17 protein-coding genes are annotated in these 22,395 nt (G+C 69.9%); 5 read left to right on the top strand and 12 right to left on the bottom strand.

Going from position 1 to position 22,395, the window contains the following annotated elements; all coding sequences use genetic code 11:
* Positions 1-926: TonB-dependent receptor plug domain-containing protein (locus F4X11_01320; GenBank protein ID MYN63662.1), on the bottom strand; the 926-nt coding region annotated here is incomplete at its 3' end.
* Between the two features lie 252 nt (positions 927-1,178).
* Between F4X11_01320 and F4X11_01315 the strand changes: the two genes are divergently transcribed.
* A complete protein-coding gene (locus F4X11_01315; protein ID MYN63661.1) occupies positions 1,179-3,989 on the top strand; it encodes a hypothetical protein in 2,811 nt (936 codons plus the stop codon).
* A gap of 116 nt (positions 3,990-4,105) precedes the next feature.
* On the opposite strand, the gene F4X11_01310 is transcribed toward F4X11_01315, so the two are convergent.
* The 5 genes from F4X11_01310 to F4X11_01290 form a co-directional block, all read right to left on the bottom strand.
* A complete protein-coding gene (locus F4X11_01310; protein ID MYN63660.1) occupies positions 4,106-5,281 on the bottom strand; it encodes a PQQ-binding-like beta-propeller repeat protein in 1,176 nt (391 codons plus the stop codon).
* 108 nt (positions 5,282-5,389) lie between these two features.
* Entirely contained in the window at positions 5,390-6,103 is a 714-nt protein-coding gene (locus F4X11_01305; protein ID MYN63659.1) for a PQQ-binding-like beta-propeller repeat protein, read from the bottom strand.
* 104 nt (positions 6,104-6,207) lie between these two features.
* Entirely contained in the window at positions 6,208-7,062 is an 855-nt protein-coding gene (locus F4X11_01300) for an MBL fold metallo-hydrolase (protein ID MYN63658.1), read from the bottom strand.
* Positions 7,063-7,242: 180 nt separating this feature from the next.
* The gene (locus F4X11_01295; protein ID MYN63657.1) at positions 7,243-7,467 is read right to left on the bottom strand and encodes a UPF0175 family protein; all 225 of its coding nucleotides are present in this window, start codon (positions 7,465-7,467) and stop codon (positions 7,243-7,245) included.
* Between the two features lie 74 nt (positions 7,468-7,541).
* Positions 7,542-8,543, bottom strand: coding sequence for a hypothetical protein (locus F4X11_01290; GenBank protein ID MYN63656.1), 1,002 nt, complete (start codon positions 8,541-8,543; stop codon positions 7,542-7,544).
* A 138-nt stretch (positions 8,544-8,681) separates the two neighbouring features.
* On the opposite strand from F4X11_01290, the gene F4X11_01285 reads away from it, so the two are divergent.
* From F4X11_01285 to F4X11_01275, 3 genes are all read left to right on the top strand, one after another.
* Positions 8,682-9,950 carry a PQQ-binding-like beta-propeller repeat protein gene (locus F4X11_01285; protein ID MYN63655.1) on the top strand — a complete coding sequence of 423 codons (1,269 nt, stop codon included), beginning with the start codon at positions 8,682-8,684 and terminating at the stop codon, positions 9,948-9,950.
* A gap of 69 nt (positions 9,951-10,019) precedes the next feature.
* Complete coding sequence (locus tag F4X11_01280; GenBank protein ID MYN63654.1) at positions 10,020-10,277, top strand: ribbon-helix-helix protein, CopG family; 258 nt, start codon at positions 10,020-10,022, stop codon at positions 10,275-10,277.
* On the top strand, positions 10,159-10,722 hold the full coding sequence (locus F4X11_01275) for a type II toxin-antitoxin system VapC family toxin (protein MYN63653.1): 564 nt from the start codon (positions 10,159-10,161) through the stop codon (positions 10,720-10,722). The genes F4X11_01280 and F4X11_01275 overlap by 119 nt, the downstream gene beginning before the upstream one ends.
* Here F4X11_01275 and F4X11_01270 read toward each other — a convergent pair.
* Positions 10,658-12,688, bottom strand: a complete 2,031-nt coding sequence (locus F4X11_01270; GenBank protein MYN63652.1) for a PQQ-binding-like beta-propeller repeat protein — start codon at positions 12,686-12,688, stop codon at positions 10,658-10,660. The two genes, F4X11_01275 and F4X11_01270, sit on opposite strands and share 65 nt — an antisense overlap.
* A gap of 108 nt (positions 12,689-12,796) precedes the next feature.
* Here F4X11_01270 and F4X11_01265 point away from each other — a divergent pair, with 108 nt between their 5' ends.
* Positions 12,797-13,846 (top strand): phytoene/squalene synthase family protein, encoded by a 1,050-nt coding sequence (locus F4X11_01265; GenBank protein ID MYN63651.1) that lies wholly within the window; start codon positions 12,797-12,799, stop codon positions 13,844-13,846.
* 92 nt (positions 13,847-13,938) lie between these two features.
* Here F4X11_01265 and F4X11_01260 read toward each other — a convergent pair whose 3' ends face one another.
* From F4X11_01260 to F4X11_01240, 5 genes are all read right to left on the bottom strand, one after another.
* A complete protein-coding gene (locus tag F4X11_01260; GenBank protein MYN63650.1) occupies positions 13,939-15,903 on the bottom strand; it encodes a PQQ-binding-like beta-propeller repeat protein in 1,965 nt (654 codons plus the stop codon).
* A 178-nt stretch (positions 15,904-16,081) separates the two neighbouring features.
* Positions 16,082-17,005, bottom strand: a complete 924-nt coding sequence (locus F4X11_01255; protein MYN63649.1) for an alpha/beta fold hydrolase — start codon at positions 17,003-17,005, stop codon at positions 16,082-16,084.
* Positions 17,006-17,090: 85 nt separating this feature from the next.
* The gene (locus tag F4X11_01250; protein MYN63648.1) at positions 17,091-17,636 is read right to left on the bottom strand and encodes an isopentenyl-diphosphate Delta-isomerase; all 546 of its coding nucleotides are present in this window, start codon (positions 17,634-17,636) and stop codon (positions 17,091-17,093) included.
* An 81-nt stretch (positions 17,637-17,717) separates the two neighbouring features.
* Entirely contained in the window at positions 17,718-19,529 is a 1,812-nt protein-coding gene (mutL, locus tag F4X11_01245) for a DNA mismatch repair endonuclease MutL (GenBank protein MYN63647.1), read from the bottom strand.
* Positions 19,530-19,539: 10 nt separating this feature from the next.
* Complete coding sequence (locus F4X11_01240; protein ID MYN63646.1) at positions 19,540-22,326, bottom strand: pyruvate, phosphate dikinase; 2,787 nt, start codon at positions 22,324-22,326, stop codon at positions 19,540-19,542.
* Positions 22,327-22,395: the final 69 nt, after the last annotated feature.

Here is a 22,395-nt window from a genome sequence, read left to right as displayed (position 1 = left end):
GGCCGGAACCCCCCGCCTCCCCCCGGCCCGGGGGCCGGGCCGTTGTCGTAGAGGTTGAGGATCTTGTCGTAGAGCGGTCCCTGGAACGAACGCCGCACGGCCAGCAGGCCGGAGCCCCGGTTGTCGAAGAGCGGCTGCTCGTAGACCCCATTGAAGCTCAGCAGTCCCGCGCCGAAGCTGCCGGCCGCGCGGTCGAGCCGGCCGCTCTTGCCGCTGATCTGCATCACGCTGGAGAGAACGCCCCCGTGCCGGGCTTCGAACCCGCCCTTGCTGAGCTCGACCGTGTCGACCGCGTCCATGTTGAAGGCGCTGAAATACCCGAACAGGTGGTCTACGTGGTAGACCCGGAACCCGTCGTACTCGACGCGGTTCTGGTCCGGCGTGCCCCCGCGGACGTAGAGGCCCGAGGAGGCCTCGTTGCTGCCGGAGACGCCGGGCAGGAGCTGAAACGCGCGGAACAGATCGCGCTCACCCAGGCTGGGCAGCGCGGACACCTGTTCCGGCGCGAGCTCGATGCGGCTGACGTCGTCGGTGGTGTCCAGCATCGGCACCTCGGCGATCACCGTCACGTCGGACGCGAACGTCGGCGTCAGCGTGAAATCGATGCGGGTGCTGAGCGGCCCCGTGACCTGAAGGGTGGCATCGTCGCTGGTGAAGTTGGGCAGCTCGGCGAACAGGATGAGCCGGCCCGGCGGGCGCGGCGCCTCGAGCGCGTAGGCCCCGTCACCGTCCGTGGTGGTGATCAGCGGCGTTCCGAAGACCCGCACGGTCGCGCCGGGGAGACGGGATCCGTCGGGGGTTTGCACGGTTCCGGTGATTCGCACGCCGTACGTCGCTTCGTCCGACGCGTTCTGTGCGAGAGCGTCGACGGAGGCGGTCGCCGCGCACAGTGCGAGCGCGAAGAGGTTGCATACGGTTCGGGGCATCGGTCCGTTTCCTCCGGGGAGAGGCCGATCGCTCCGGCTCGTCTTGCACCGGAGCGGGCAGCCGACAAGCGGCAGGCGCTGGCATGCAACCGCCTCTCACGGTTACGAAGGGATGGACCCGCCGGAGGCCGGGTTTATTCCCCGGACGGCTCGGCACCCGAATCCCTGCTCCGCACGCTGAGATCCACCCGCCCGGCGGCGGTCGACGCGTAAGCAGCCGGGGCGTCGGCGTCGTCAACACAGGCAGCAGCGATGACAGCCTGGCGGTCCGCGGCGGCGCTCGGCCTCCTGCTCGCGAGCAGCCAGCCGGCGGCCGCCCTGCAGACCGCGCTGGGACCCAGGGAGCCGCCGGTCCGCATAGCCGGCACCGTTTCCGACGAGACCGGCGGCGTGATGTGGGCGGTCACGGTGCGCGTCTTCGCCGACCCCTCCGGTGAGGCGGTGCGGGAGACCACGACGGATCGGAACGGTCGCTTCAGCGTGGAAGTGCCCCCCGGCCCGTATCGGATACGGGTATCGGCGCCGGCGTTTCGGACCGTCGACCGCCCGGTCGACGCCGTCGCCGGCCTGGAGCCGCTGGCCCTGACCCTGACCCTGGAGGGGTTGGAAGAGAGCGTCGACGTCGTCGACACGGCGGGGGAGTTCGCCGTCGACGCGCTGTCGAGCCTGACGGCCACGACCCTGTCCGGCGACGAGCTGCTGGGGCTGCCCGCCGACGAGGAAGACTTGGCGCTCTACCTGCTGCTGCTGGCCGGCGAGGATTCCACCGGCGACCTGGAGGGCGACGTATCCGGCTTCATCATCGACGGCTTCGACGAGGGCCGGCTGCCGCGACCGGAGGAGATCGCGCAGATCATCATCGATCCCACGCCCCTCAGGGCCGACGGCGGCGGCGAGGGACCGCGCATCGAAATCATCACACGCCCGGGAACGGGCCGCTGGCAGCGCTCGGCGAGCTTCGACTTCTCCGACGAGGCGCTCGACGCGACGACGCCGGGAGAGCGGACGAAGCCGGCACGGCAGACGCGGAACGTCGACCTCGACGTGAGCGGCCCTGTCCTTCCCGGACGCCTCGACCTGGACGTCGAAGCGTCGACCGACCGGCAGCAGCGCGCGGCCGACTCGCTGCGGGCCATCACGCCGGCCGGCAACGTCTTCGACGGCGTCGTCCGCCCGCGGCGCGAGCACGAGCTGGAGCTCGATGCCGACATCGAGGTCGCCTCCAATCGCAGCATGGGGGTCCGGTTCGACTACGAGACACGCCGCACCGAGAACAGCGGCGTGGGCGGCTTCACGCTGGCCGAGCGGGGCACGAACGACACGCGGCGCGACTGGTCGTTTCAGGTCAGCGAACGCAGGCTGGGAGAAGCGTTCGTCAACGATCTGCGGGTCCGGATGAGACGACGAGGCTCGAGCGCGGCCCCGGTGTCCGAAGGGGTGGCGATCGACGTCGCCGACGCCTTCAACCGCGGCGGGGGAACCAGGCGGAACCTGGACGAGGAAACCCGCCTACAGGTAGAGGACCGGCTGCGCTGGCAGCGGCGGGGCTGGAGCTTCCAGGCCGGTTTCGAGGCGAGCTACGACCGGAACTACAGCCTGTCGGAGGACAACTACAACGGCACGTTCGACTTCGCCAGCCTGCACGACTACTGCGGCGCGACCGGCTTCGCCGGCGTCAACTGCGATCCGACCCGGCGCCTCGTGGACGACGCGCTCGGCCGCGGCGTCGCCCCCACCTATCTGAACGGGCGCGGCGAGACGGTCGCGATCACCGGGCTGCCGACCACCTTCACGCTCACGTCGGGCAATGGCGAGCTCGACATCACCGAGCTGGGCGTCGAGAGCTACGTGCAGGCCGACCGGGAGTTCGGCGAGCGGGCGAGCCTGCGTCTGGGGCTGCGCTACGAGGCGACCAACTACTCGGTCGACTACCTGCGATTCGATCCGACCGTCAATTTCCAGTACCGGCTCTTCGACGACACCATCGTCAGCGTCGGGGGGCAGGTGCGGTTCCGGGACTTTCGGGATCACGTGCGGCTGATCCGCAACGACGGGTCGACGTATCAGAAGCAGCTCTCCATCTCGTCGCCGTCGTTCCCGGATCCGTTTCAGGGGGGCCGGGCCATCATCGACGAACGGCGCACGTCCCTGTACCGGCTCGACCCCGGCTACCAGTCCCCCTACAGCATCAATCCGCAGTTCAACGTGACGCAGCAACTGCCCGGCGGGCTGCGCCTGTCGGTGTCCTATCGCTTGAGCCACGGGCGCCGCCAGCAGCGCGTCCGCAACATCAATGCGCCGTTTCCGGGCACGCCCCTGCCGCCGGAGATCCTGCTGCTGCCGCGCGACGTCCGGCGGGAGGCGGTGGATCGGATGCGGCCCTTCTACCCCAACGTCGGCAACATCTACCGGATCGAATCGACGGGGACATCGGTGGGCCGGCGCCTGCGGGTCCGGCTCGAGCGGCGCCGCAGTCTGCAGGTGGCGGGGCTCGGCCTGTCGGGGAGCCTGAACTACAGCTACCGCTCCGGCGAGGACGACGACGACTTCAACAATCCGTACCTGCCGGCCTGGGGGCTGGCACGCCTGCAGCACAGGGTGCAGTCGCAGTTGCGTGTCCGACTCCCGCGCGATGCTGGACTGCGACACCCCTTCCTGAGGGCCATTGCCCGCGCCACCTACGAGGGGACGGCTTTCAACTTCAATCTGCGCGCCAACTCGGGCCGGCCGTACAGCATCCGCAGCGGACGCGATCTGAACGGCGATCAGTCGACGCGCGATCGGCCTCCCGGCGTCGCACGCAACACCGAGACCGGTCCCGGACGCATCAATCTGGACATGACGTTCACGAAGGAGTTCCGGCCGCGGGCGACGGACCTCGCCCGGACGGGCGGGGCCCGGAGCTCGGAACGGCGGGTCCGCTTCCAGGCGCGCTTCTACAACGTGTTCAACCTCACGAACGTGCGCGGCTACAGCGGGGTGCTGTCCTCACCGCTGTTCGGTCAGCCTACCGGGTTTCTGCGCGGCCGGACCGTGCGTCTGTCGATGCATGTCGACTTCTGAGTCGCCGGTCAGCGGAGCCGGCTGAAGGCTTCGGTCGTCGGGATAGGTAACCCGAGAACCTGGCGGACCAGGTCAACGGCCCGCCCGACCCGATCCAATCCTCCGGACCGGGCTGCTCACGCCTCCGGCAGTGCGAGCGCGATGTACTCGCTCGGCATGTCCTCCCAGCCGACGGTGACGACGATGTACTGCCGGCCGTCGACCAGGTAGGTCATCGGCGCCGACGTCGTGCCGCCGGGCAGCTCCATCTCCCACACCACGTCGCCGGTCAGCTTGTCGTAGGCGCGGAACATCTTGCCGCCCGCCCCGCCCCAGATCGGCTGCAGAACGACCACGCCGGCGTTGCCGCCCTCGCCGAGGAACACGAACGACTTCGTGACCAGGGGCGAGACGCGCCCCGGCTGGCCCAGCGGCGGCAGGTCCAGGTCCTGGAGCAGCGGATGGTCCCGCGGTCCGTTGCCGTTGGCCTTCGACCAGAGGATCTCGCCCTTCTTCAGGTCGATGGCGACCAGCCGGCCGTACGGCGGCTTGAAGATCGGCAGCTCGTTGGGGCCTTCCAGCAGCGCCAGCGTCTGCACGACCAGGCGCATGTCCGAGCGGGGATGCTCGGACGGCACGATCCCGATGACCGACTCGGCGTGGACCGACGGCACGTACAGGATCCCGGTCTCCGGATCGACGGCCGAGCCGCCCCAGTCGGCGCCACCGACCACCCCCGGCATCTGCAGGGTCCCCTTCGTGCCGCCCGGCGAGTCGTCGACCAGCGACGGCGCGGTGAAGAGCGGGCCGGTCACGTACTGCTCGAAGACCTCGAGCGCGTCGCGGCGCAGCTCCGGCGTGAAGTCGATCAGGTCGTCTAGGCTCGTACCCTGCTGGTCGAATGCCGGCGGGCGCGTCGGGAAAGGCTGGGTCGACGCGTACCACTCGCCCGGCACGTCGCCCGGCGGCACCGGCCGCTCCTCGATCGGCCACACCGGCTCGCCCGTCACGCGGTCGAAGACGTAGGTGAACGCCTGCTTGCTCACCGCCGCCACCGCCTTGACCGGTTCGGCGCGCCCATCGACCTGCAGGTCGATGACGTTCGGGGCGGCCGGGAAGTCGTAGTCCCAGATGCCGTGGTGCACGGCCTGGAAGTGCCAGACCCGCTCGCCGGTGCGGGCGTCGAGGCAGACGAGGCTCTCGGCGAACAGGTTGTCGCCGGGGCGGTAGCCGCCGTAGTAGTCGTTGGTCGGCGTCGACAGCGGCACGTATACCAGGCCGAGCTCTTCGTCCGCGCTCGGCCAGGCCCACATGTTGGTGTTGCCGCTGTACTCCCACGACGCCCGGTCCTCGGTGAGCGCGGTCAGCCAGGTCTCGTGGCCCGGCTCTCCCTCCCGCGGGACGACGTGGAAGATCCAGACCTACTCGCCGGTCCGCACGTCGAAGCCGCGCACGTCGCCCGGCGGCATCTCCTTCATCGCCGGCATGTTCGGGTTGGTGACGTCGGTCATGGCCGAGCCGATCACGACGATGTCGCCGACGACGAGCGGCGGCGAGCCCCAACTGAAGGTCTCCCACGGGCGGTCGAACCCCTGCGTCAGGTCCACCTCCCCGCCGTCGCCGAAGTCCGGGTACCGCTCGCCGGTGCGGGCGTTCAGCGCCACCAGGTAGGAACCGACCACGGCGAGCACCCGCGCGTCGTCGCTCTGCGGGTCGTCCCACCAGGCCACGCCGCGCGTCTGGCGTACGCGGGTGAACGGCTCGCCGTCGCGGTCGGGCGGCGTGTCGAACCAGAGCACTTCGCCGGTCGTCGCGTCGAGCGCCGCGACCGTACCGAGGGCCGAGCTGATGTAGAGGCGACCGTCCGCCATCAGCGGCGTGTTCTGCGCGGCGACGGAGGGAGTGAAGTCCTCGCGTCCTTCCCGCATGGCCTCCGGCAGCACCGACTGCCGCCAGACGATCTGCAGGTCACCGATCGTGTCCCGGTCGATCTGGTCCAGCGGCGAGTACTTGGTGCCGGCCGCGTCCGACCCGTAGGAGCGCCACTCCACGTCCTGGGCGTGGGTCGCCGAGGCGACGGCAACGAGTCCGAGACCGGCGAACGCCACGACGAACCGACTCTGCGCGCGATGCATCTACACCCTCCCCGACTGCCGCCCGGCGGCGGCACCCCATGACTGGCGCCTGAGCATCCTCGTGGCTGCCCAGGAACCCGGCAAGACCGCGTTGCGACAGCGCGTCAGCGTTCCGCCGCGATCTCGTCGTAGAAACCCGGAATGCTGCGGCGCATGAACAGGCCGTTCTCGGCCGTCGTCCAGCTCAGCGCCGCCGTCACGATCTCCGCCGACGCGTCCTCCTTGGCGAGGCCGCCGTCGATCAGCTCCCGCATGCGGGTGCGGACGGCGACGAACTGATCGCGGAAGGCCTGGACGTCGGCCCGCGTCATCAGGCCGCCGTGGCCGGGGATGGCGGTGTCGAAGTCGAGCGCAAGGATGCCGTCGAGCACACCGAGCCACTCCTTGCTGCTGCCGCCGTTGGCATAGTCGATGAACGGCGCCGTGCCGTGCAGGAGGTCGCCGCCGTGGACCGTGCCCAGGTCCGGGAAGTAGATGACCGAGTCGCCGTTGGTGTGGCCGCGGCCCAGGTGGTGCGCCCGCACCTCGACCCCGCCCAGGTGCACGGCGGTCTGGTCGCTGTAGACGATGCGCGGCGGCGCGTCCTGCTCGTTGCGGATCATGTTTTTGCGCGCGTTCTCGTGCGCGATGACGTCCGCCGAGTCGATGAACCCGACGTTGCCGCCGGCGTGGTCGCCGTGGTGGTGCGTGTTGATGACGTAGCGGATCGGCTGGTCGGTCACCTCGGCCACCCGCGCCTTGATCGCGTCCACGTTGCGCGGGAACTTGTCGTCGATCAGGATGACGCCCTCGGACGTCACGCGCACGCCGACGTTCCCGCCCACGCCGTTGATGTAGAAAAGGCCGTCCTTGACCGGCGTCACGCTCAACGACTCCGGCTGCTGGCCGGTCACGACGATGACGGCCGCGGCCGCAACGGCGAACGCCGCCAGGATGCCCGATCTGGAAATCCCCCGCATGTCGTTTCCCCCCTTGGCAATCACCCGACAAAGGCCCGGGCGCCAGCATCCACACCCGCAGCCTTGCCGCGTCGGCCCGATTATAGGCCCTGGGCCACCTCACCGGGGATGGTCCGCCCCTCTCCGTCGTGCGGCAGCAGGAGCGCAGGCGAGCTCCGGAGCAATCAGGTGCTGAGAGTCTCAGCCATCCCGCTGTTCCAGCTCATCCAGCTCCGTATCCAGCGGGAAGACGCGGTAGCGACGAAGTGACAGGAGGAACTCCACGCGGGGCATTCCAGCGAGTTCGGCGGCCCGCCCGGACGACAGTCGACCGAGCTCGTAGAGCTTGACGGCGGCCAGCATGCGAAGTTCGTTGGCAAACGCCCGCTCGTCGGTCTTCTCCGCCAACAGCACCCTCTCCGCCACGGTGATTGCGATTCGACGGGTCGTCCTCTTCTTCCGGACTCAACTGTTCGCGCAACTCCAGCGCCGGGCTCGCTTCAGGAGAGTTCAGCCAACAGCGCGGCGCCGTCGTCGCAGTCGATGATCCGGCCGCCGATCGCGGCGAGGCGCCCGGGATCGTCGACCCCGGCCAGGACCGCTGCCAACCGCTCCGCGGTCGCGGGGTCGAACTTGCGTGATGCCAAGCGGCCCAGGAGCACCCGTTGTGCGGCGACCCCCTCGGCGCGCCCTGCCCGCAGACCGGTTCCGTGGGCCTGCCGGCGGTGGCGGCCGATCTGCGGATCGTCGTCCGGGGTCGTGCCTTCCTGCCCGCCCAGCCTGCGGCCCACGCGGGTCAGGTCGGTCAGGGTTCGGGGGCTCATGTGCGACTCGTTCAGCGAAACATGGATCCTGGCCGCCGGCCATCCCGGAAACGCGCGGCTCTCCGCGGACACCCGGAAACGCCCCCCGTCGAGCCGGTAGATCGTCAGGCCCGGCCGGAGCCCCCGCGGGCGGTTCGGCGACGGGGTGTCCGGCGTCCCCACCCACACTTCCGGAAACCCCCAGGATTCGTACAACCCGAGCTTGTTGCGGCGGACGTCGGTGGTGTGATCCACCTCCAGGATCACGTTCGGCAACGGGTCTTCGTCCCGGATGATGGCCGGGTCGCTCGGCTTCCAGCGCCCCGGACGCAGGTAGATGGTCTGGTCCGCGACCATCACCCGCCGGGGTCGGCCCGCCCCGTCCCGCTCCATCAGGTAGACCGCGCCGTAGCAGCGGATGCGCGATCCGCGCTCCTGGGAGATCCGGGTCAGGATCTCGCTCAGGACGTTGGGCGGGCTCTCGTGGACCGGACCGGCGTCGCGCAGGACCTGCGCCGTCGACGACGCGCGATCCCAGTACTCGATACGTCCGTCGTAGGCCCAGACATCCTCCCACGTCATGGGGATGGAGTCGCAGCCGGGAAACTCCATCGCCGGCGCTGCTTCGGCGCTATCCGGGGCGGCATCGCCCTCGACCTGCGCGACGCCGCCGTATTCGCCCGTGTGCTCCGTCGCCATTCCCGTCCTCCTCGCCGATCCCGCCTCCCATCATGCCACACCGGACCGGCGATGCGGACTCGCTGGAATCCGGCTTCGCAATTGCCCGGCCGTCCTGCAATCCGACCGCCGTATACAATGCCGGCAAGGGAGAAAGCGATGCACAAGGGCGCCTCGACCGTCCCGCGGCTGGCCGTCTCGACCGTCGCGGTCGTCTCCATCCTCTGGTGCGCCGGCGCCATCGCCCGCGCCGCCGACTGGCCGCAGTTCCGTGGACCGACCGGCCAGGGGCACGCTCCCGATGCAGCGGTACCGCTGGAGTGGAGCGAGACGGAGAACGTCACGTGGAAGGCGCCGGTAGAAGGCCGCGGCTGGTCGTCACCCGTCATCGCCGACGGCCGTATCTGGCTGACCACGGCCGTCACCGATCCGGCCGACGGCAGCTCGCTCCGGCTACTGGCCTACGACGTCGAAACCGGGGCCAACACCCTCGACGTGGAGGTGTTCGGCAGCGACGAGACCTACCTGCTCAATCCGAAGAACAGCTTCGCCTCGCCGACCCCGGTCCTCGACCCGGACGGCGAGCGGGTGTACGTGCACTTCGGCGCGACCGGTACGGCGGCAGTCAGCACGTCGGGCGACGTCCTGTGGCGCACACGCTTCCCCTACATCTCGCAGCACGGGAACGGCGGCTCGCCCATCCTGCACGACGGCCGGCTCGTGATCAGCATCGACGGCTACGACACGGCCTATCTCGTCGCGGTGGACGCGCGCACCGGCGAGGAACGCTGGCGGTCGACCCGTCCCGATCCCGTGTCGCAGGCCTACTCGACGCCGCTCCTCATTCGCGTGGGGGACCGCGACCAGATTTTCAACGTCAGCGCGTTCCGCGCCAGCGGGCATGACCCGGAGACCGGGCGCGAGATTTGGCGGGTCCGCTATCCGAACGGCTTTTCGAACGTCCCGCGGCCCATCTACGGCCACGGGCTCGTCTACCTGTCGACCGGCTTCCAGGCCCCGACCCTGCTCGCGGTGCGCGCCGACGGAGAGGGCGACGTCACGCGCTCGCACGTCGCCTGGCGGCTCCGCCGCGGGGCGCCGCTCACGCCCTCGCCGATCCTGGTCGGCGACGAGCTGTACGTCGTCACCGACTTCGGCATCGCGACCTGCGTCGACGCACTGACCGGCGACATCCACTGGCAGCAACGACTGGGCGGCAACCACGCCGCCTCGCCGGTGTTCGTCGACGGGCGGATCTACTTCCAGAACGAAGAGGGCGTGACGACGGTGCTCGCTCCCGGCCCCGAGTTCCGTGTGCTGGCCCGGAACCAGCTCGATGGACTGACGCTGGCCTCGATGGCGGTCGCGGACGGCGCACTGTTCATCCGCAGCGACAACCACCTCTACCGCATCGAAGAGCGACGGTAACGGCAACGCGCCCGACCCTCGTGATGGACGGAGGCGCGAGACACGTCCGGTTGCTGTATACTGCGCTGTATGCCTGCCACCCGCACGCAGATCTACCTGCGGTCGTCGCAGCGCCAGCGCCTCGACGAGATTGCAGGCGCACGGGGCACGAGCCTCGCATCTGTCGTTCGCGAGGCGGTAGAGATGTACATCGAACAGGCACCGGTCGATCCGACGAACGCCCTCGAGAGCACGTTCGGCGCCGCACCGGAGGCACGCGCCCCGGCGCGCGACGACTGGGAGGCCCGATCCGACCGGCTTAGAGTTCCCGGACGATCCGGTGGCTGACCTGCTGGTCGACACGGACGTCTTCATCGACCATCTGCGCGGCGCCAGAGCACTGAAACCAGGTCGGAACCGGGTCCACTACTCGGTCATCACCCGGTGCGAGCTGCTCTCCGGCGCGGTCGGATCGGCGCTCGTCCAGCGGCTTCTCGATCCCTTCCGGGAACTGGCGGTGGGCCGCAGCGTAGCCGAGCGGGCCGGCCGGATTCGCCGCGAGACCGGCATCGCCACGCCCGACGCCCTCATCGCGGCGACGGCGATCGAGTACGACCTGACCCTCGTCACCCGCAACCGCAGGCACTTCGAGCCGGTGAAGCAGCTACGGGTGCGGGATCCCAGCCCAGGCCCGGGGACCGGCGACGAAGAAACCGCCGCCGGAGCGTCTACTCCTCCGGCAGCCGGTAGGCGATCAGCTCGCCCGGGAACCCGGCGCCGCCGATCGCCGTGACGATGTACTGCCGCCCTTCGTGCAGGTAGGTCATCGGCGACCCGGTCACCCCGGCCGGCATGTAGACGGCGCCGAGCTCCTCGCCCGACATCTTGTCGTAGGCGCGGAGCATCGCGCCTACCTCGCCCGACGGCGTGGTGAAAGTGCCCGCCTCGCCCGCGATGACCATGGTCGGCGTGTTCAGCGTTCCCACCCGCCCGATGCGGCCGGTCCGCGGCACGTCGACACCCTCGAGCAGCCGGTGGTTGCGGATGTTGTCCGGCGTCTCGCCGTGCGGCACCTGCCAGAGAATCTCCCCCGCCTTGAGGTCGATCGCGGTGATGCGGCCCCACGGCGGCTTGACGATCGGGATCCCTTCGATGGTCAGCGACGCCTCGCGAGCCGAGATGCCCTCCCCGCGCCCGCGGATGAAGTTCATGTCCGAGAGCTCGGGATCGTTGACCAGACCGAGCGACACCATCTGCGTGAACGTGTACAGGTAGATGATGCCGGTTTCCGGATCCAGCGACCCGCCGGGCCAGTTCGTCCCGCCGGCCTGCGACGGCAGCATCAGGGTGCCGTAGACGCCGTCCGCCTCCGAGACGGTGGGCGGGGTGAAGATCGGCCCCATCAGGTGCCGCGACGCGATCTCCTCGGCGCGCCGCCGCAGCTCGGGCGTCAGGTCGATCAGGTCGTCAACATCGACCCCCTGCCGATCGTACGCCGGGGGCTTCGTCACGTAGGGCTGGGTCGGCGCCAGCAGCTCGCCCGGCACATCCGACGGCTCGACCTCCCGCTCCTCGATCGGCCAGATCGGCTCGCCGGTCACCCGGTCGAAGACGTACAGCCACGACTGCTTGCTCGGCTGCGCCACGATCTTGCGCAGCTCGCCGTCGATCATGACGTCGGCCAGGATCGGCGCGCAGGGCAGGTCCCAGTCCCACACGTCGTGATGGATGAACTGGAAGTGCCACAGCCGGTCGCCCGTCTCGATGTCCACCGCCACGAGGCTGTCCGAGTAAAGGTTGTCGCCGTGGCGGTGACCGCCGTAGTAGTCGTTGGTCGGCATCTCGGTGGGCAGGTAGACGATGCCTTCTTCCAGGTCGACGCTGATCTGCCCCCACACCCCGGTGTTGCCGGTGTAGCGCCACGATTCGTTCAGCCACGTGTCGTTGCCGAACTCGTCCGCCCCCGGAATCGTGTGGAAGATCCACTTCCGTTCGCCGGTATCGGCGTCGAAGCCGCGGATGTAGCCCTTCGTGTTGCGCATCGAGCGGGGCCGGCCGCCGGGCACGGGCGCCGCGCCCACGACGATGGTGTCGCCGGCCACGAGCGGCGTGGCGTGCAGGCCGATCTCGCCCGACAGCGGATCGATATCCTGATCCATGTTCCGCATCAGGTCGACGATGCCGTCCTCGCCGAAGTGGGACAGCCGCTCGCCCGTCTTCGCGTCGAGTCCGACCAGCCGGTACCCGGGGGTGACGTAGAAGATCTCCCCGTCGCCGCCGTTGTCGCGGTAGGCCAGCCCGCGACCCGAGCGCCGCCGCGGCGCCACCTCGGCGCGCTCGCCCTCGTCGAGGCGGTGCATCCAGAGCAGCTCGCCGGTGCCCGCGTCCGCCGCGATTGCCGCCCGCCGCAGGCCGGCCGTCGAGTACAGCACGCCGTCGACCATCAGCGGCGTCGCCTGGAAGTTGAACTCCGGCTCCGGCCCGAAGTTGGCCGTGTTCAGCCGCCAGGCGACCTCCAGGTCGTCGAAGTTGTCGGCGGTGATCCGGTCGAGCGCCGAGTAGCGCGTGTTGGCGATGTCGCCGCCGTAGCTGCGCCACTCGCCGTTGTCGGTCTGCGCCGCCGCCGGTGCCGTGCCGGCCGCCAGCAATCCGGCGAGCACGATGATCGACGCGATGTGCATGCGCTGTATTGGCACGTTCGGCTCCTTCTTCGTCGCGTCGCGAAGGATAGCAGGAAAGCGGAGCCACAGAGCGACCATTTCAGGGCCGGGAGTCTGCGCCGCGGAGGCGGTGCAGACGGCTGGTCAGGCACGGCTGGGAGGAAAGCGGAGCCACAGGCGACGGTTTTCGGGCTAGGATGGCGGCCGATGACGGCTTCCTCGCCGACAGGACCGGCGCAGAGCGACCTCGCCTACCAGTCGGAGATCCTGCAGGGCGTCTCGCGGACCTTCGCCCTCAACATTCCGCAGCTCCCGAACCCGCTGCGCGACGTCGTCGGCAACGTGTACGCGCTGTGCCGGATCGCGGACACCATAGAGGACGAGCCGGCGCTGTCCCCCGCCCAGAAGCAGGCGTTCTCGGAGCGCTTCATCGACGTGGTCGCCGGCCGCGCCGAGGTGGCGCCGTTCTCCCGCGAGCTCGGCGCGCTGTTGTCGTCATCGAGCACGGAGCGCGAGCAGGATCTGGTCGCCAACACCGCCCGGGTGGTTCGCGTCACCAGGGGGTTCCGCACCGTCCAGCGCCGCGCCATCGAACGCTGCGTGCGCGTGATGTCGCGCGGAATGGCGGAGTTCCAGCAGAGGGCGACGCCGGAAGGACTCGAGGACCTCCCGCACCTGAACCGCTATTGCTACCACGTCGCGGGCGTCGTCGGCGAAACGCTCACCGACCTCTTCTGTGACTACTCCCCCGATATCCGCCGGCGACGCGACGAACTGTTCGCGCTGTCGGTCTCGTTCGGCCAGGGGCTGCAGATGGTCAACATCCTGAAGGACATCTGGGAGGACCGGCGCCGGGGCGCGTGCTGGCTGCCGCGCGACGTCTTTCGGACGACCGGCTTCGAGCTGTGCTCGCTGTCCGCCGGACAGCCCGCCCCCGGCTTCGCCGACGGTTTGTCGGAGCTGGTCGCAATCACCCGCCGCCACCTCACCGACGCGCTGCGCTTCGTCCTGATGCTCCCCCCCGGGGAAACCGGCATTCGCCGCTTCTGCCTCTGGCCGCTGGGCATGGCCGTGCTCACGCTACGGCGCATCCACGCCACGCCGGCGTTCAGGAGCGGCGACGAGGTGAAGATCTCGCGTCTCAGCGTGCGGGCGGTGACCGCGGTGACCAGCGCGCTGGTGCGTTCGAACGTGGGCTTGAGGCTGCTCTTCGAGGGACTGACCCGGGGGCTGCCGGCGCCCCCGAGGACCGTCTGATGCGCGCAGCCCGCCGCGGTGCCGGTGGCGCATGCGCGGGGGCGCCCCCCGACCGGTTCGGAGCCGAGCCGGCCGGATGACGCCCCCCGGCGCTATTCCGGCAAGCGGTAGGCGATCAACTCCCCGGGGAATCCGGCTCCACCGATGGCGGTCACGATGTACTGCCGCCCCTCGTGCAGGTACGTCATCGGCGAGCCCGACACCGACGCCGGCATGTAGACCGCGCCCATCTCCTCGCCCGACGCCTTGTCGTAGGCGCGCAGCATCGCTCCCACCTCGCCCGACGGCGTGGTGAACGTGCCCGGCTCGCCCGCAATCACCAGCGTCTTGGTGATCAGGGTGCCGACGCGGCCGATGCGGCCGGTGCGCGGGATGTCGACGCCCTGCAACGCGGGGTGGTTACGGACGTTGTCGGGCGTCTCGCCGTGCGGAATCTGCCAGAGAAAGTCGCCCGTCGACAGATCGATGGCGGTGATGCGGCCCCACGGCGGCTTGATGAGCGGTAGCCCGCGAATGTTCAACGCGCGCAGACGCGCGGGCACCCCCGGAGGATTCCCCCGGATGAAGTCCATGTCCGAGCGCTCCGGGTCGTTCACCAGGCCGAGCGAGGTGACCTGGGTGAAGGAGTACTGGTAGAAGATGCCGGTCTCGGGATCGACCGAGCCGCCCGGCCAGTTGGCGCCGCCGCCGGCCGACGGCAGCATCAGCGTGCCCCACGGCCCGTCCGTCTCGGCCACCACCGGGGGCGTGAAGATCGGCCCGATGCGGAAGTTCGAAACGAGCTCCTCCGCCGCGGCGCGCAACTCCGGCGTGAAGTCGATCAGGTCCTCGATGCCAACCCCCTGCCGGTCGTAGGGGGGCGGATGGGTCGGGAACGGCTGGGTCGGCGACAGCAGCTCGCCCGGCACGTCGGACGGCGGCATCTCGCGCTCCTCGATCGGCCAGATCGGCTCGCCGGTCACGCGGTCGAGGACGTACAGCCACGACTGCTTGCTCGGCTGCGCGATGAGTTTCCGCATGACGCCGTCGATCTCCACGTCGACCAGCACCGGCGCGCAGGGAAAGTCCCAGTCCCAGACGTCGTGCTGAATCACCTGCAGATGCCACAACCGTTCGCCGGTGTCGATGTCCACCGCGACGATGCTGTCCGAGAACAGGTTGTCGCCGTGGCGGTGGCCGCCGTAGTAGTCGTTGGTCGGCATCTCGGTCGGCAGATAGACGATGCCCAGCTCGAGGTCGGCGCTGATCTGCCCCCACACCCCGGTGTTGCCGGTGTAGCGCCACGAGTCGTTCAGCCAACTGTCGTTGCCGAACTCGTCGGCGCCCGGGATCGTGTGGAAGATCCACTTGCGGACGCCGGTATTCGCGTCGAAGCCCCGGATGTAACCCTTCGTGTTGCGCATCGAGCGCGGCGCGCTGCCGGGAACGTGGGCGGCCCCGACCACGATGGTGTCGCCGGCCACGAGCGGCGTCGCGTGCAGGCCGATCTCGCCGGCCAGCGGGTCGATCTCCTGATCCATGTTCTGCATCAGGTCGATGATCCCGTTCTCGCCGAAGTCGGCCAGGCGCTCGCCGGTCTTCGCGTGCAGGCCGACGAGCCGGTAGCCGGGCGTCACGTAGAAGATCTGCCCGTCGCCCCCGTCGTCGCGGTACGCCAGCCCGCGGCCGGACCGGCGCCGCGGCGCCACCGCGGCCCGCTCGCCCTCGTCGAGGCGGTGCATCCAGAGCAACTCGCCGGTCGCCGCGTCCGCCGCGATCGCCGCCCGGCGCAGGCCCGCCGTGGTGTAGATCACGCCGTCCACCATCAGCGGCGTCGCCTGGAAGTTGAACTCGGGCTCCGACCCGAAGTTGGCGGTCCGGAGCCGCCAGGCGACCTCCAGATCATCGAAGTTCCCGGCGTCGATCTGATCCAGCGGCGAATAGCGCGTGTTCGCGATGTCGCCGCCGTAGCTCCGCCACTCGCCGTTGTCGGTCTGCGCCGCAACCGGCGGCGCACCGGCCGCCAGCAGCCCGCCGAGAACGACGACCGCCGCGACCTTCATCCTGCGTGCAGACATGTCTGCCTCCTCATCGTCATTGCCAACCTGGACATGTCGACTCCTTGCTCCGACCGCACGCGGAGGGCCCTAGCCCGACAATCGTCGCCGAACGCGACCGCTGCGGTCGCGCTGCGGCCTCCGATTGCCGCCCAGCCGGGCCTGACTAGAAGTCTACGCCGTTCTACGGCGCAGACTCCTAGCCGCGGGCGGCGGACGCGTGTCGTCTCAGAAACTCGATCACGAGGCGGTTGAACAGCGCCGGCTTCTCGTAGTAGACCGAATGCCCGGCCCCCGGCACGAGCGCGAACTCGGAGCCCGGCATCTTGCGGTGCATCGCCTCGAGCGCCGCCGGCGGAAAGATCGAGTCCTCTTCGCCGACGACGAACAACGTCGGGATCTGGTGTGCGACGATCGGGCCGATGTCGGTCGACGCCGAGAGCAGTCCCGACGCGGCCCGCGGGCCGCCGCCCGGCGTGCGATCGAGCGTCGACCGCTGGATCTCGCGGTACAGGAACGCGAGCTCCGGTTCGCGCTCGCCGAACGACGGGGCGAACGCCCCGCGCTCGGCCGGCCGCCGCTGCATCAGACGGGCGACCTCCGGGTCCGTGTACCCGCCGGGGGTGTCGCACAACACGAGCGCACTGACCCGCTCCGGCCAGGCGGAGGCGAACCCGAGCGTGGTCCAACCGCCCATGGACTGTCCGACGAGCGCCACCCGGCCGATGCCCAGGTGCTCGAGGAGTCCGTGGAGATCGTCGACGAACGCGGCCCGGCCCGGTCCGGACGGCACGTCGCGAGAGTAGCCGAAGCCCCGATGATCGAAGGTAACGCACTCGAAGTGCTCGGACATCGCCGGGATCTGTTGCCACCAGCTCAGATGCGTCCCGCCGGCGCCGTGCGCGAACACCACGACCGGTCCCTCGCCGTGCACCTCGTAGTACAGCTCGAATCCATCATCGAGCGTCGCAGCGGTCAGGAACCGGCTCTGGGCGGCGAGTCGCGGAACCGCCCCCGCCGCCGCCAGCGACGCTCCGGCGGCGATCATCCGGCCGAGAAAACGCCGGCGTCCCAATCCCTGCTGCCGAGCCCTCACCGCCGACGATGAGTCGCATCGCTCCATGGCCCCTCCGGCGGGGCCTATTGTATCGCCTCGGCCGACTCACGACCTGCTGGAACCTCACCAGGACCGGGAACGCCGACCGGACTCAGATGCTGTCGGCACGCTGCCCGGGAAGCCCGCGAGCCACGAGTCCGTCGAGAGCGAGCTTGAACCAGGCGGTGAACGCCTCCGGCTCTTCGGCGAGGCGTGACTGGACCGCCGGAACGCGCTGCCACTGCCACTCTTCCACCTCCCGAGCGTCGGGAGCGGGAGCGCCCTGGAACCGTCCGACGATAACGTGATCGAATTCGTGCTCCACCAACCCGCCGTCCAGCGCCGCCCGGTAGACGAAGCCGAACACGGCCTCCAGGGGGCAGTCGAAGCCCATCTCCTCGCGCAGCCGGCGGTGGGCGGCGTCCAGCAGACTCTCTCCGGCCCGCGGGTGGCTGCAGCAGGTGTTGGACCAGAGACCACCAGAGTGGTACTTGCCGGTCGCGCGTCGCTGCAGCAGCAACCGGCCGCCCTCGTCGAAGACGAGGATCGAAAAGGCACGGTGCAGGATCCCCTCCCGATGAGCGGTTATCTTGTCCACCAGCCCCGTTTCGCGGTCGTGCGCATCCACGGCAACCAGGAGTGTCTCGGATTCTTGCATCTCTGTTCCACAAGCAAGGCGCGTGCCGTTCCGAGTCGCCGCTGCCGCGTGGCCTCCGACCGCGCCCGTCGGGGCGGCGAGTCAGGTACGTTCGAAGCGCTTTTCCAGCTCCTGCCGCGTCAGCCGCAGCAGCACCGGCCGTCCGTGCGGGCACACCGTCGAATAGGCGGTGCGCCGCAGCTCCTGGAGAATCCAGGTCATCTTCTCCATCGTCAGGCGGTCGTTCGCCTTGACGGCGGCGTGGCAGGCCGTGCTGGCCGCGATCCGGCCGATGGCGTCCGCGACGCTCGCTCCGCGATCGAGCCCCTCCAGATCCTCGGCCAGGGCGCGCACCGCGGTCTCGCAAGCGCCGTGGCTGAGCAGGGCCGGGACCGCCGCGACCCGGACGCTGTCTCCCCCGAAGGGATCAATCTCGAATCCCAGCCTGGCGAGATCGTCGGCGTGGGCGGCCAGGGCATCGCGGGCGCCCACCGGCAGTGCAATCAGCAGGGGCTCGAGCAGTCGCTGCGACTCGAGCGAGCCATGAGTCAACCGCTCGGTGACCTGCTCGTAGAGGATGCGCTCGTGGGCGACGTGCTGGTCGATGATGACCACCCCGTCGTTGTCGACCGCAATGATGAACGTGTCGCGGAACTGGCCCAGGGGCATCAGCGGCCCCGCGCCGACACCGGACGGGACGGCGCCGGGGAGTGCCTCGGGAGTGCCGGCGGACGCGGGGGGGCCGTCCGGGGCCCCCGGCCCCTCACGAACCACGGCCGTCCGACCGCCCTCGCCATCCCTGCGGCGAAAGACCTCGGTCACCGGCCCCCAGCGGCTCGCCGCGCCCATCCCGGCGACGATGCCCGGGATCGCGGGGGCCCGCGGCTCATCCCGCCCCCCCCGTGGTGGAGCGAGCGATACCTGCGGAACCGCCTCCTGCCCCAGCGCGTCGGCCAGACCGCGCCGCACCACCTCGTGCACCAGCGACTGCTCCAGGAACCGCACCTCGGCCTTGGCCGGGTGGACGTTGACGTCGACGCGCTCGTGCGGAAGCTCCAGGAACAGGTGCACCTCCGGGCTGCGCGGCTTGACGCTGGCGCGGCTGTAGGCGTCGTTCACCGCGTGCAGGATGGTGCGGTCCTTCACCGCGCGGCGATTGACGAACAGGTGCTGCGGGCCGCGGGACGGGCCGTCGGCGGCCAGCGCGGCGGCCAGCCCGGACAGCCGGATCCCCGCCGCCTCCTTGCGCAACTCGACCAGCCCCGGCCGGTCTCCGTAGATCTGGAAGAACCGGTCGGCGAAGCTCGCCACCGGCGGGTAGTCGAAGAGGTTGCGCGGACCGCTTCGCAGCCGGAAGCCCACCTCGGGGCGCGCGAGGGCGAGCTGCGTCAGGGAGCGCGAAATGTGCCCGGTCTCGGCCCCGTCCGACTTCAGGAACTTGCGCCGGGCCGGAACGTTGTAGAAGAGATCGCGGACCTCGACGGCGGTGCCCTCCGGCAGTCCGGCCTCCGCCACCCGCGCCTGCTCGCCGCCGTCGACGCCGACCTCCACGCCGCTCGACGCGCCGCGGGCGCGGGTGCGCAGCCGCAGGTGCGACACCGACGCGATGCTCGGCAGCGCCTCGCCCCGGAAGCCGAGCGTGGCGATGGCGGCGAGGTCCCCGAGGCTGCCGATCTTGCTGGTCGCGTGGCGCTCGACGGACAGCTTCGCGTCGCCGGGAGTCATCCCCTCGCCGTCGTCCTCGACGCGAATCAACCGCTTGCCGCCCAGCTCCAGCGTCACCGCCACGCGCCGGGCGCCCGCATCGAGCGCGTTCTCGACGAGCTCCTTGACGGCCGAGGCAGGACGCTCCACCACCTCGCCGGCCGCAATCTGGTTGGCGAGCCCGGCCGGGAGCCGGTTGATCCTGCCCATGCCCCTCCGGCTACCGGCGCGCGAGCGCCGCCTGCGCGGCGGCCAGCCGCGCGGTCGGCACACGGTACGGCGACGCGCTGACGTAGTCGAGGCCGGCGTCCTCGAAGAAATCGATCGAGGCGGGATCGCCGCCGTGCTCGCCGCAGACGCCGAGCTTCAGCTTCGGCCGCACGCCGCGGCCCCGCTCCACCCCGATGCGGATGAGCGCGCCGACCCCCACCGTGTCGATGGTCTCGAACGGGTCGCGGGTCAGGATGCCGCGGTCCTGGTAGTCCTTCAGGAACTTGCCGATGTCGTCGCGCGAGAACCCGAACGCCATCTGCGTCAGGTCGTTGGTGCCGAACGAGAAGAAGTCGGCGTCGGCCGCGATCTCGCCGGCGACGAGCACGCTGCGCGGGATTTCGATCATGGTCCCGACCAGGTACTTCACCTTGACCCCGGCGGTGGTCATCGTCTCGGCCGCCACCCGGTCGATGATCGCCTTCTGATCGCGGAACTCGCCGACGTGGCCGACCAGCGGGATCATGATCTCGGGAACGACCTTCGTCCCCTCCCCGGCCAGCCGACAGGCCGCCTCCATGATGGCGCGCGCCTGCATCTCGGCGATCTCCGGATAGCTGATCGCCAGCCGCACGCCGCGGTGCCCCATCATCGGGTTGAACTCGTGGAGCTGCTCGACGCGCCGCAGCAGCGCCCGCTGCTCCTCGAGCTCCTTCCCGCCGCCGCCCTGCACCTCGGCGCGCGCAATCTCGACCATCAGCTCCTCGCGCTTCGGCAGGAACTCGTGCAGCGGCGGGTCGATGAGGCGGATGGTGACCGGTTGCCCCTTCATCGCCTGGAAGACGCCGTAGAAATCCTCGCACTGCAGCGGCAGCAATTTGTCCAGCGCCGCCCGCCGCTCGGCCTCGGTCTCGGCCAGGATCATCCGCTGCACGATCGGGATCCGCTCCTCACCGAAGAACATGTGCTCGGTGCGGCAGAGGCCGATGCCCCGCGCGCCGAACGCGTAGGCGGTGGCGGCCTGGTCCGGCTGGTCGGCGTTGGCGCGGATGCCCAGCCGGCGGACCTTGTCGGCCCACCTCAGCAGCTTCGAGAAGCGGCCGTAGATATCCGACTTGCGCTGGTTTAGCTCGCCGGCCAGCACCTGCAGAATCTCGCTGGGCCGGGTCGGCACGCGCCCGATCTTCACCTCGCCGGTCAGTCCGTCGAACGACACGTAGTCGCCCTGCTCGAAGCTCTGCCCGTTGACGGTCACCACGCGCCGGGATTCCGAGACGTGCAGCTCGCCCGCCCCGACCACCGACGGCTTGCCCATCTGGCGGCCGACCACCGCGGCGTGCGAGGTCATGCCCCCGGTCGCGGTCAGCACACCCTGCGCGACGTGCATACCGTGAATGTCGTCCGGCACCGTCTCCTTGCGCACCAGCAGCACGTCGCGGCCCTGGCCGGCCCAGCGCACCGCCTCGTCGGCGGTGAAGACCACCTCGCCGCAGGCCGCCCCCGGAGACGCCGGCAGTCCCTTCGTCACCGCCGGCAAGGCGGCCCAGGCGTCCGGGTCGAAGACCGGCGCCAGCAACTGCGACAGCGCGTCCGGGTCGACCATGCGCACGGCGTCTTCCGGCTCGATCACCTTCTCGGCGACCAGATCGGTGGCGATCACCACCGCGGCGTGCCCGGTGCGCTTCCCGTTGCGCGTCTGCAGCATGTAGAGCTTCTCGTCCTCGATGGTGAACTCGAAGTCCTGCACGTCCTTGTAGTTCTGCTCCAGACGCTTCGTGATGGTACGAAGCTCTTCGTAGGCGCGCGGCATCACCTGCTCGAGCTCGCGGATCGGCTGCGGCGTGCGGATGCCGGCCACCACGTCCTCGCCCTGCGCGTTGATGAGGAACTCGCCGTAGAACTCGTTCTCTCCCGTCGCCGGGTTGCGGGTGAAGCCGACGCCGGTGCCGGAGCGATCGCCGGTGTTGCCGAAGACCATCGCCTGCACGTTGACGGCCGTCCCGATGGCGTCGGGGATGTCGTAGATGCGGCGGTACTCCTTCGCGCGCGGGTTCTGCCAGGACCGGAACACGGCGTCGCGCGACATCCGGAGCTGGCGCCGCGGATCGAGCGGGAACGGCTCGCCGCTCTCGCGGATGACCACCGCCTTGAAGCGATCGACCACCTCGCGCAGGGCGATCTCGTCGAGCTCGGTATCGAGGTCGACGCCGCGGTGCGCCTTGACGCCGTCGAACTCCTCCTCGAACGCCTCCTTGGGAATCTCCAGCACGACGTTGCCGAACATCTGGATGAAGCGGCGGTAGCTGTCGAACGCGAAACGGCCGTTGGCGGTGCGCGCCTTCAGCCCCTCGACCGCGCGGTCGTTGAGACCCAGGTTGAGGATGGTGTCCATCATGCCGGGCATCGAGAACTTGGCGCCCGAGCGGACCGATACGAGCAGCGGTTGATTCGGCGACCCCAACCTGGCGCCGGTCAGCTTCTCCAACCGCTCCAGATGCTTGTCCATCTCCTTGTCGATGGCCGCGGGCACCCGCCGGCGCTGCTCGTAGTAGACCGTGCAGGCGTCGGTCGAGACGGTGAACCCCGCCGGCACGGGCAGCCCGGCGTTGGTCATCTCGGCCAGGTTCGCGCCCTTGCCTCCCAACAGATCGCGCATCGTCCGGTCGCCCTCGGCGGAGCCGTCGCCGAAGAAATAGACGTACTTGGCCTTGTCGGCTGACTGTTTCGCGCTCGACTTGCCGGTGGACCTGGTCGACCTGGCGGGCTTGCTCTTCCTATCCGACGGCTTCTTGGACATGCGTATGGATCCGGCTTTCTGTTGGAGCGTCTCCGATGGTGGACGGTGCGACCGCGCGGCTATTCTAGC

This window comes from Acidobacteriota bacterium (genome assembly GCA_009861545.1).
Lineage (GTDB): Bacteria > Acidobacteriota > Vicinamibacteria > Vicinamibacterales > UBA8438 > WTFV01.
Note: the sequence above shows the minus strand (reverse complement) of the source record. Positions and strands in the feature narration are given on the sequence as shown.

What these genes read in the sequence shown, in the direction of transcription:
- F4X11_01315 (MYN63661.1), top strand. Translation starts at nt 1,179, where the DNA reads ATGACAGCCTGGCGGTCCGCGGCGGCGCTCGGCCTCCTGCTCGCGAGC.
- F4X11_01310 (MYN63660.1), bottom strand. Translation starts at nt 5,281, where the DNA reads ATGTGGGCCTGGCCGAGCGCGGACGAAGAGCTCGGCCTGGTATACGTG.
- F4X11_01305 (MYN63659.1), bottom strand. Translation starts at nt 6,103, where the DNA reads ATGCATCGCGCGCAGAGTCGGTTCGTCGTGGCGTTCGCCGGTCTCGGA.
- F4X11_01300 (MYN63658.1), bottom strand. Translation starts at nt 7,062, where the DNA reads ATGCGGGGGATTTCCAGATCGGGCATCCTGGCGGCGTTCGCCGTTGCG.
- F4X11_01290 (MYN63656.1), bottom strand. Translation starts at nt 8,543, where the DNA reads ATGGCGACGGAGCACACGGGCGAATACGGCGGCGTCGCGCAGGTCGAG.
- F4X11_01285 (MYN63655.1), top strand. Translation starts at nt 8,682, where the DNA reads ATGCACAAGGGCGCCTCGACCGTCCCGCGGCTGGCCGTCTCGACCGTC.
- F4X11_01280 (MYN63654.1), top strand. Translation starts at nt 10,020, where the DNA reads ATGCCTGCCACCCGCACGCAGATCTACCTGCGGTCGTCGCAGCGCCAG.
- F4X11_01270 (MYN63652.1), bottom strand. Translation starts at nt 12,688, where the DNA reads ATGGTCGCTCTGTGGCTCCGCTTTCCTGCTATCCTTCGCGACGCGACG.
- F4X11_01265 (MYN63651.1), top strand. Translation starts at nt 12,797, where the DNA reads ATGACGGCTTCCTCGCCGACAGGACCGGCGCAGAGCGACCTCGCCTAC.
- F4X11_01260 (MYN63650.1), bottom strand. Translation starts at nt 15,903, where the DNA reads ATGTCTGCACGCAGGATGAAGGTCGCGGCGGTCGTCGTTCTCGGCGGG.
- F4X11_01255 (MYN63649.1), bottom strand. Translation starts at nt 17,005, where the DNA reads ATGGAGCGATGCGACTCATCGTCGGCGGTGAGGGCTCGGCAGCAGGGA.
- F4X11_01250 (MYN63648.1), bottom strand. Translation starts at nt 17,636, where the DNA reads ATGCAAGAATCCGAGACACTCCTGGTTGCCGTGGATGCGCACGACCGC.
- mutL (MYN63647.1), bottom strand. Translation starts at nt 19,529, where the DNA reads ATGGGCAGGATCAACCGGCTCCCGGCCGGGCTCGCCAACCAGATTGCG.
- F4X11_01240 (MYN63646.1), bottom strand. Translation starts at nt 22,326, where the DNA reads ATGTCCAAGAAGCCGTCGGATAGGAAGAGCAAGCCCGCCAGGTCGACC.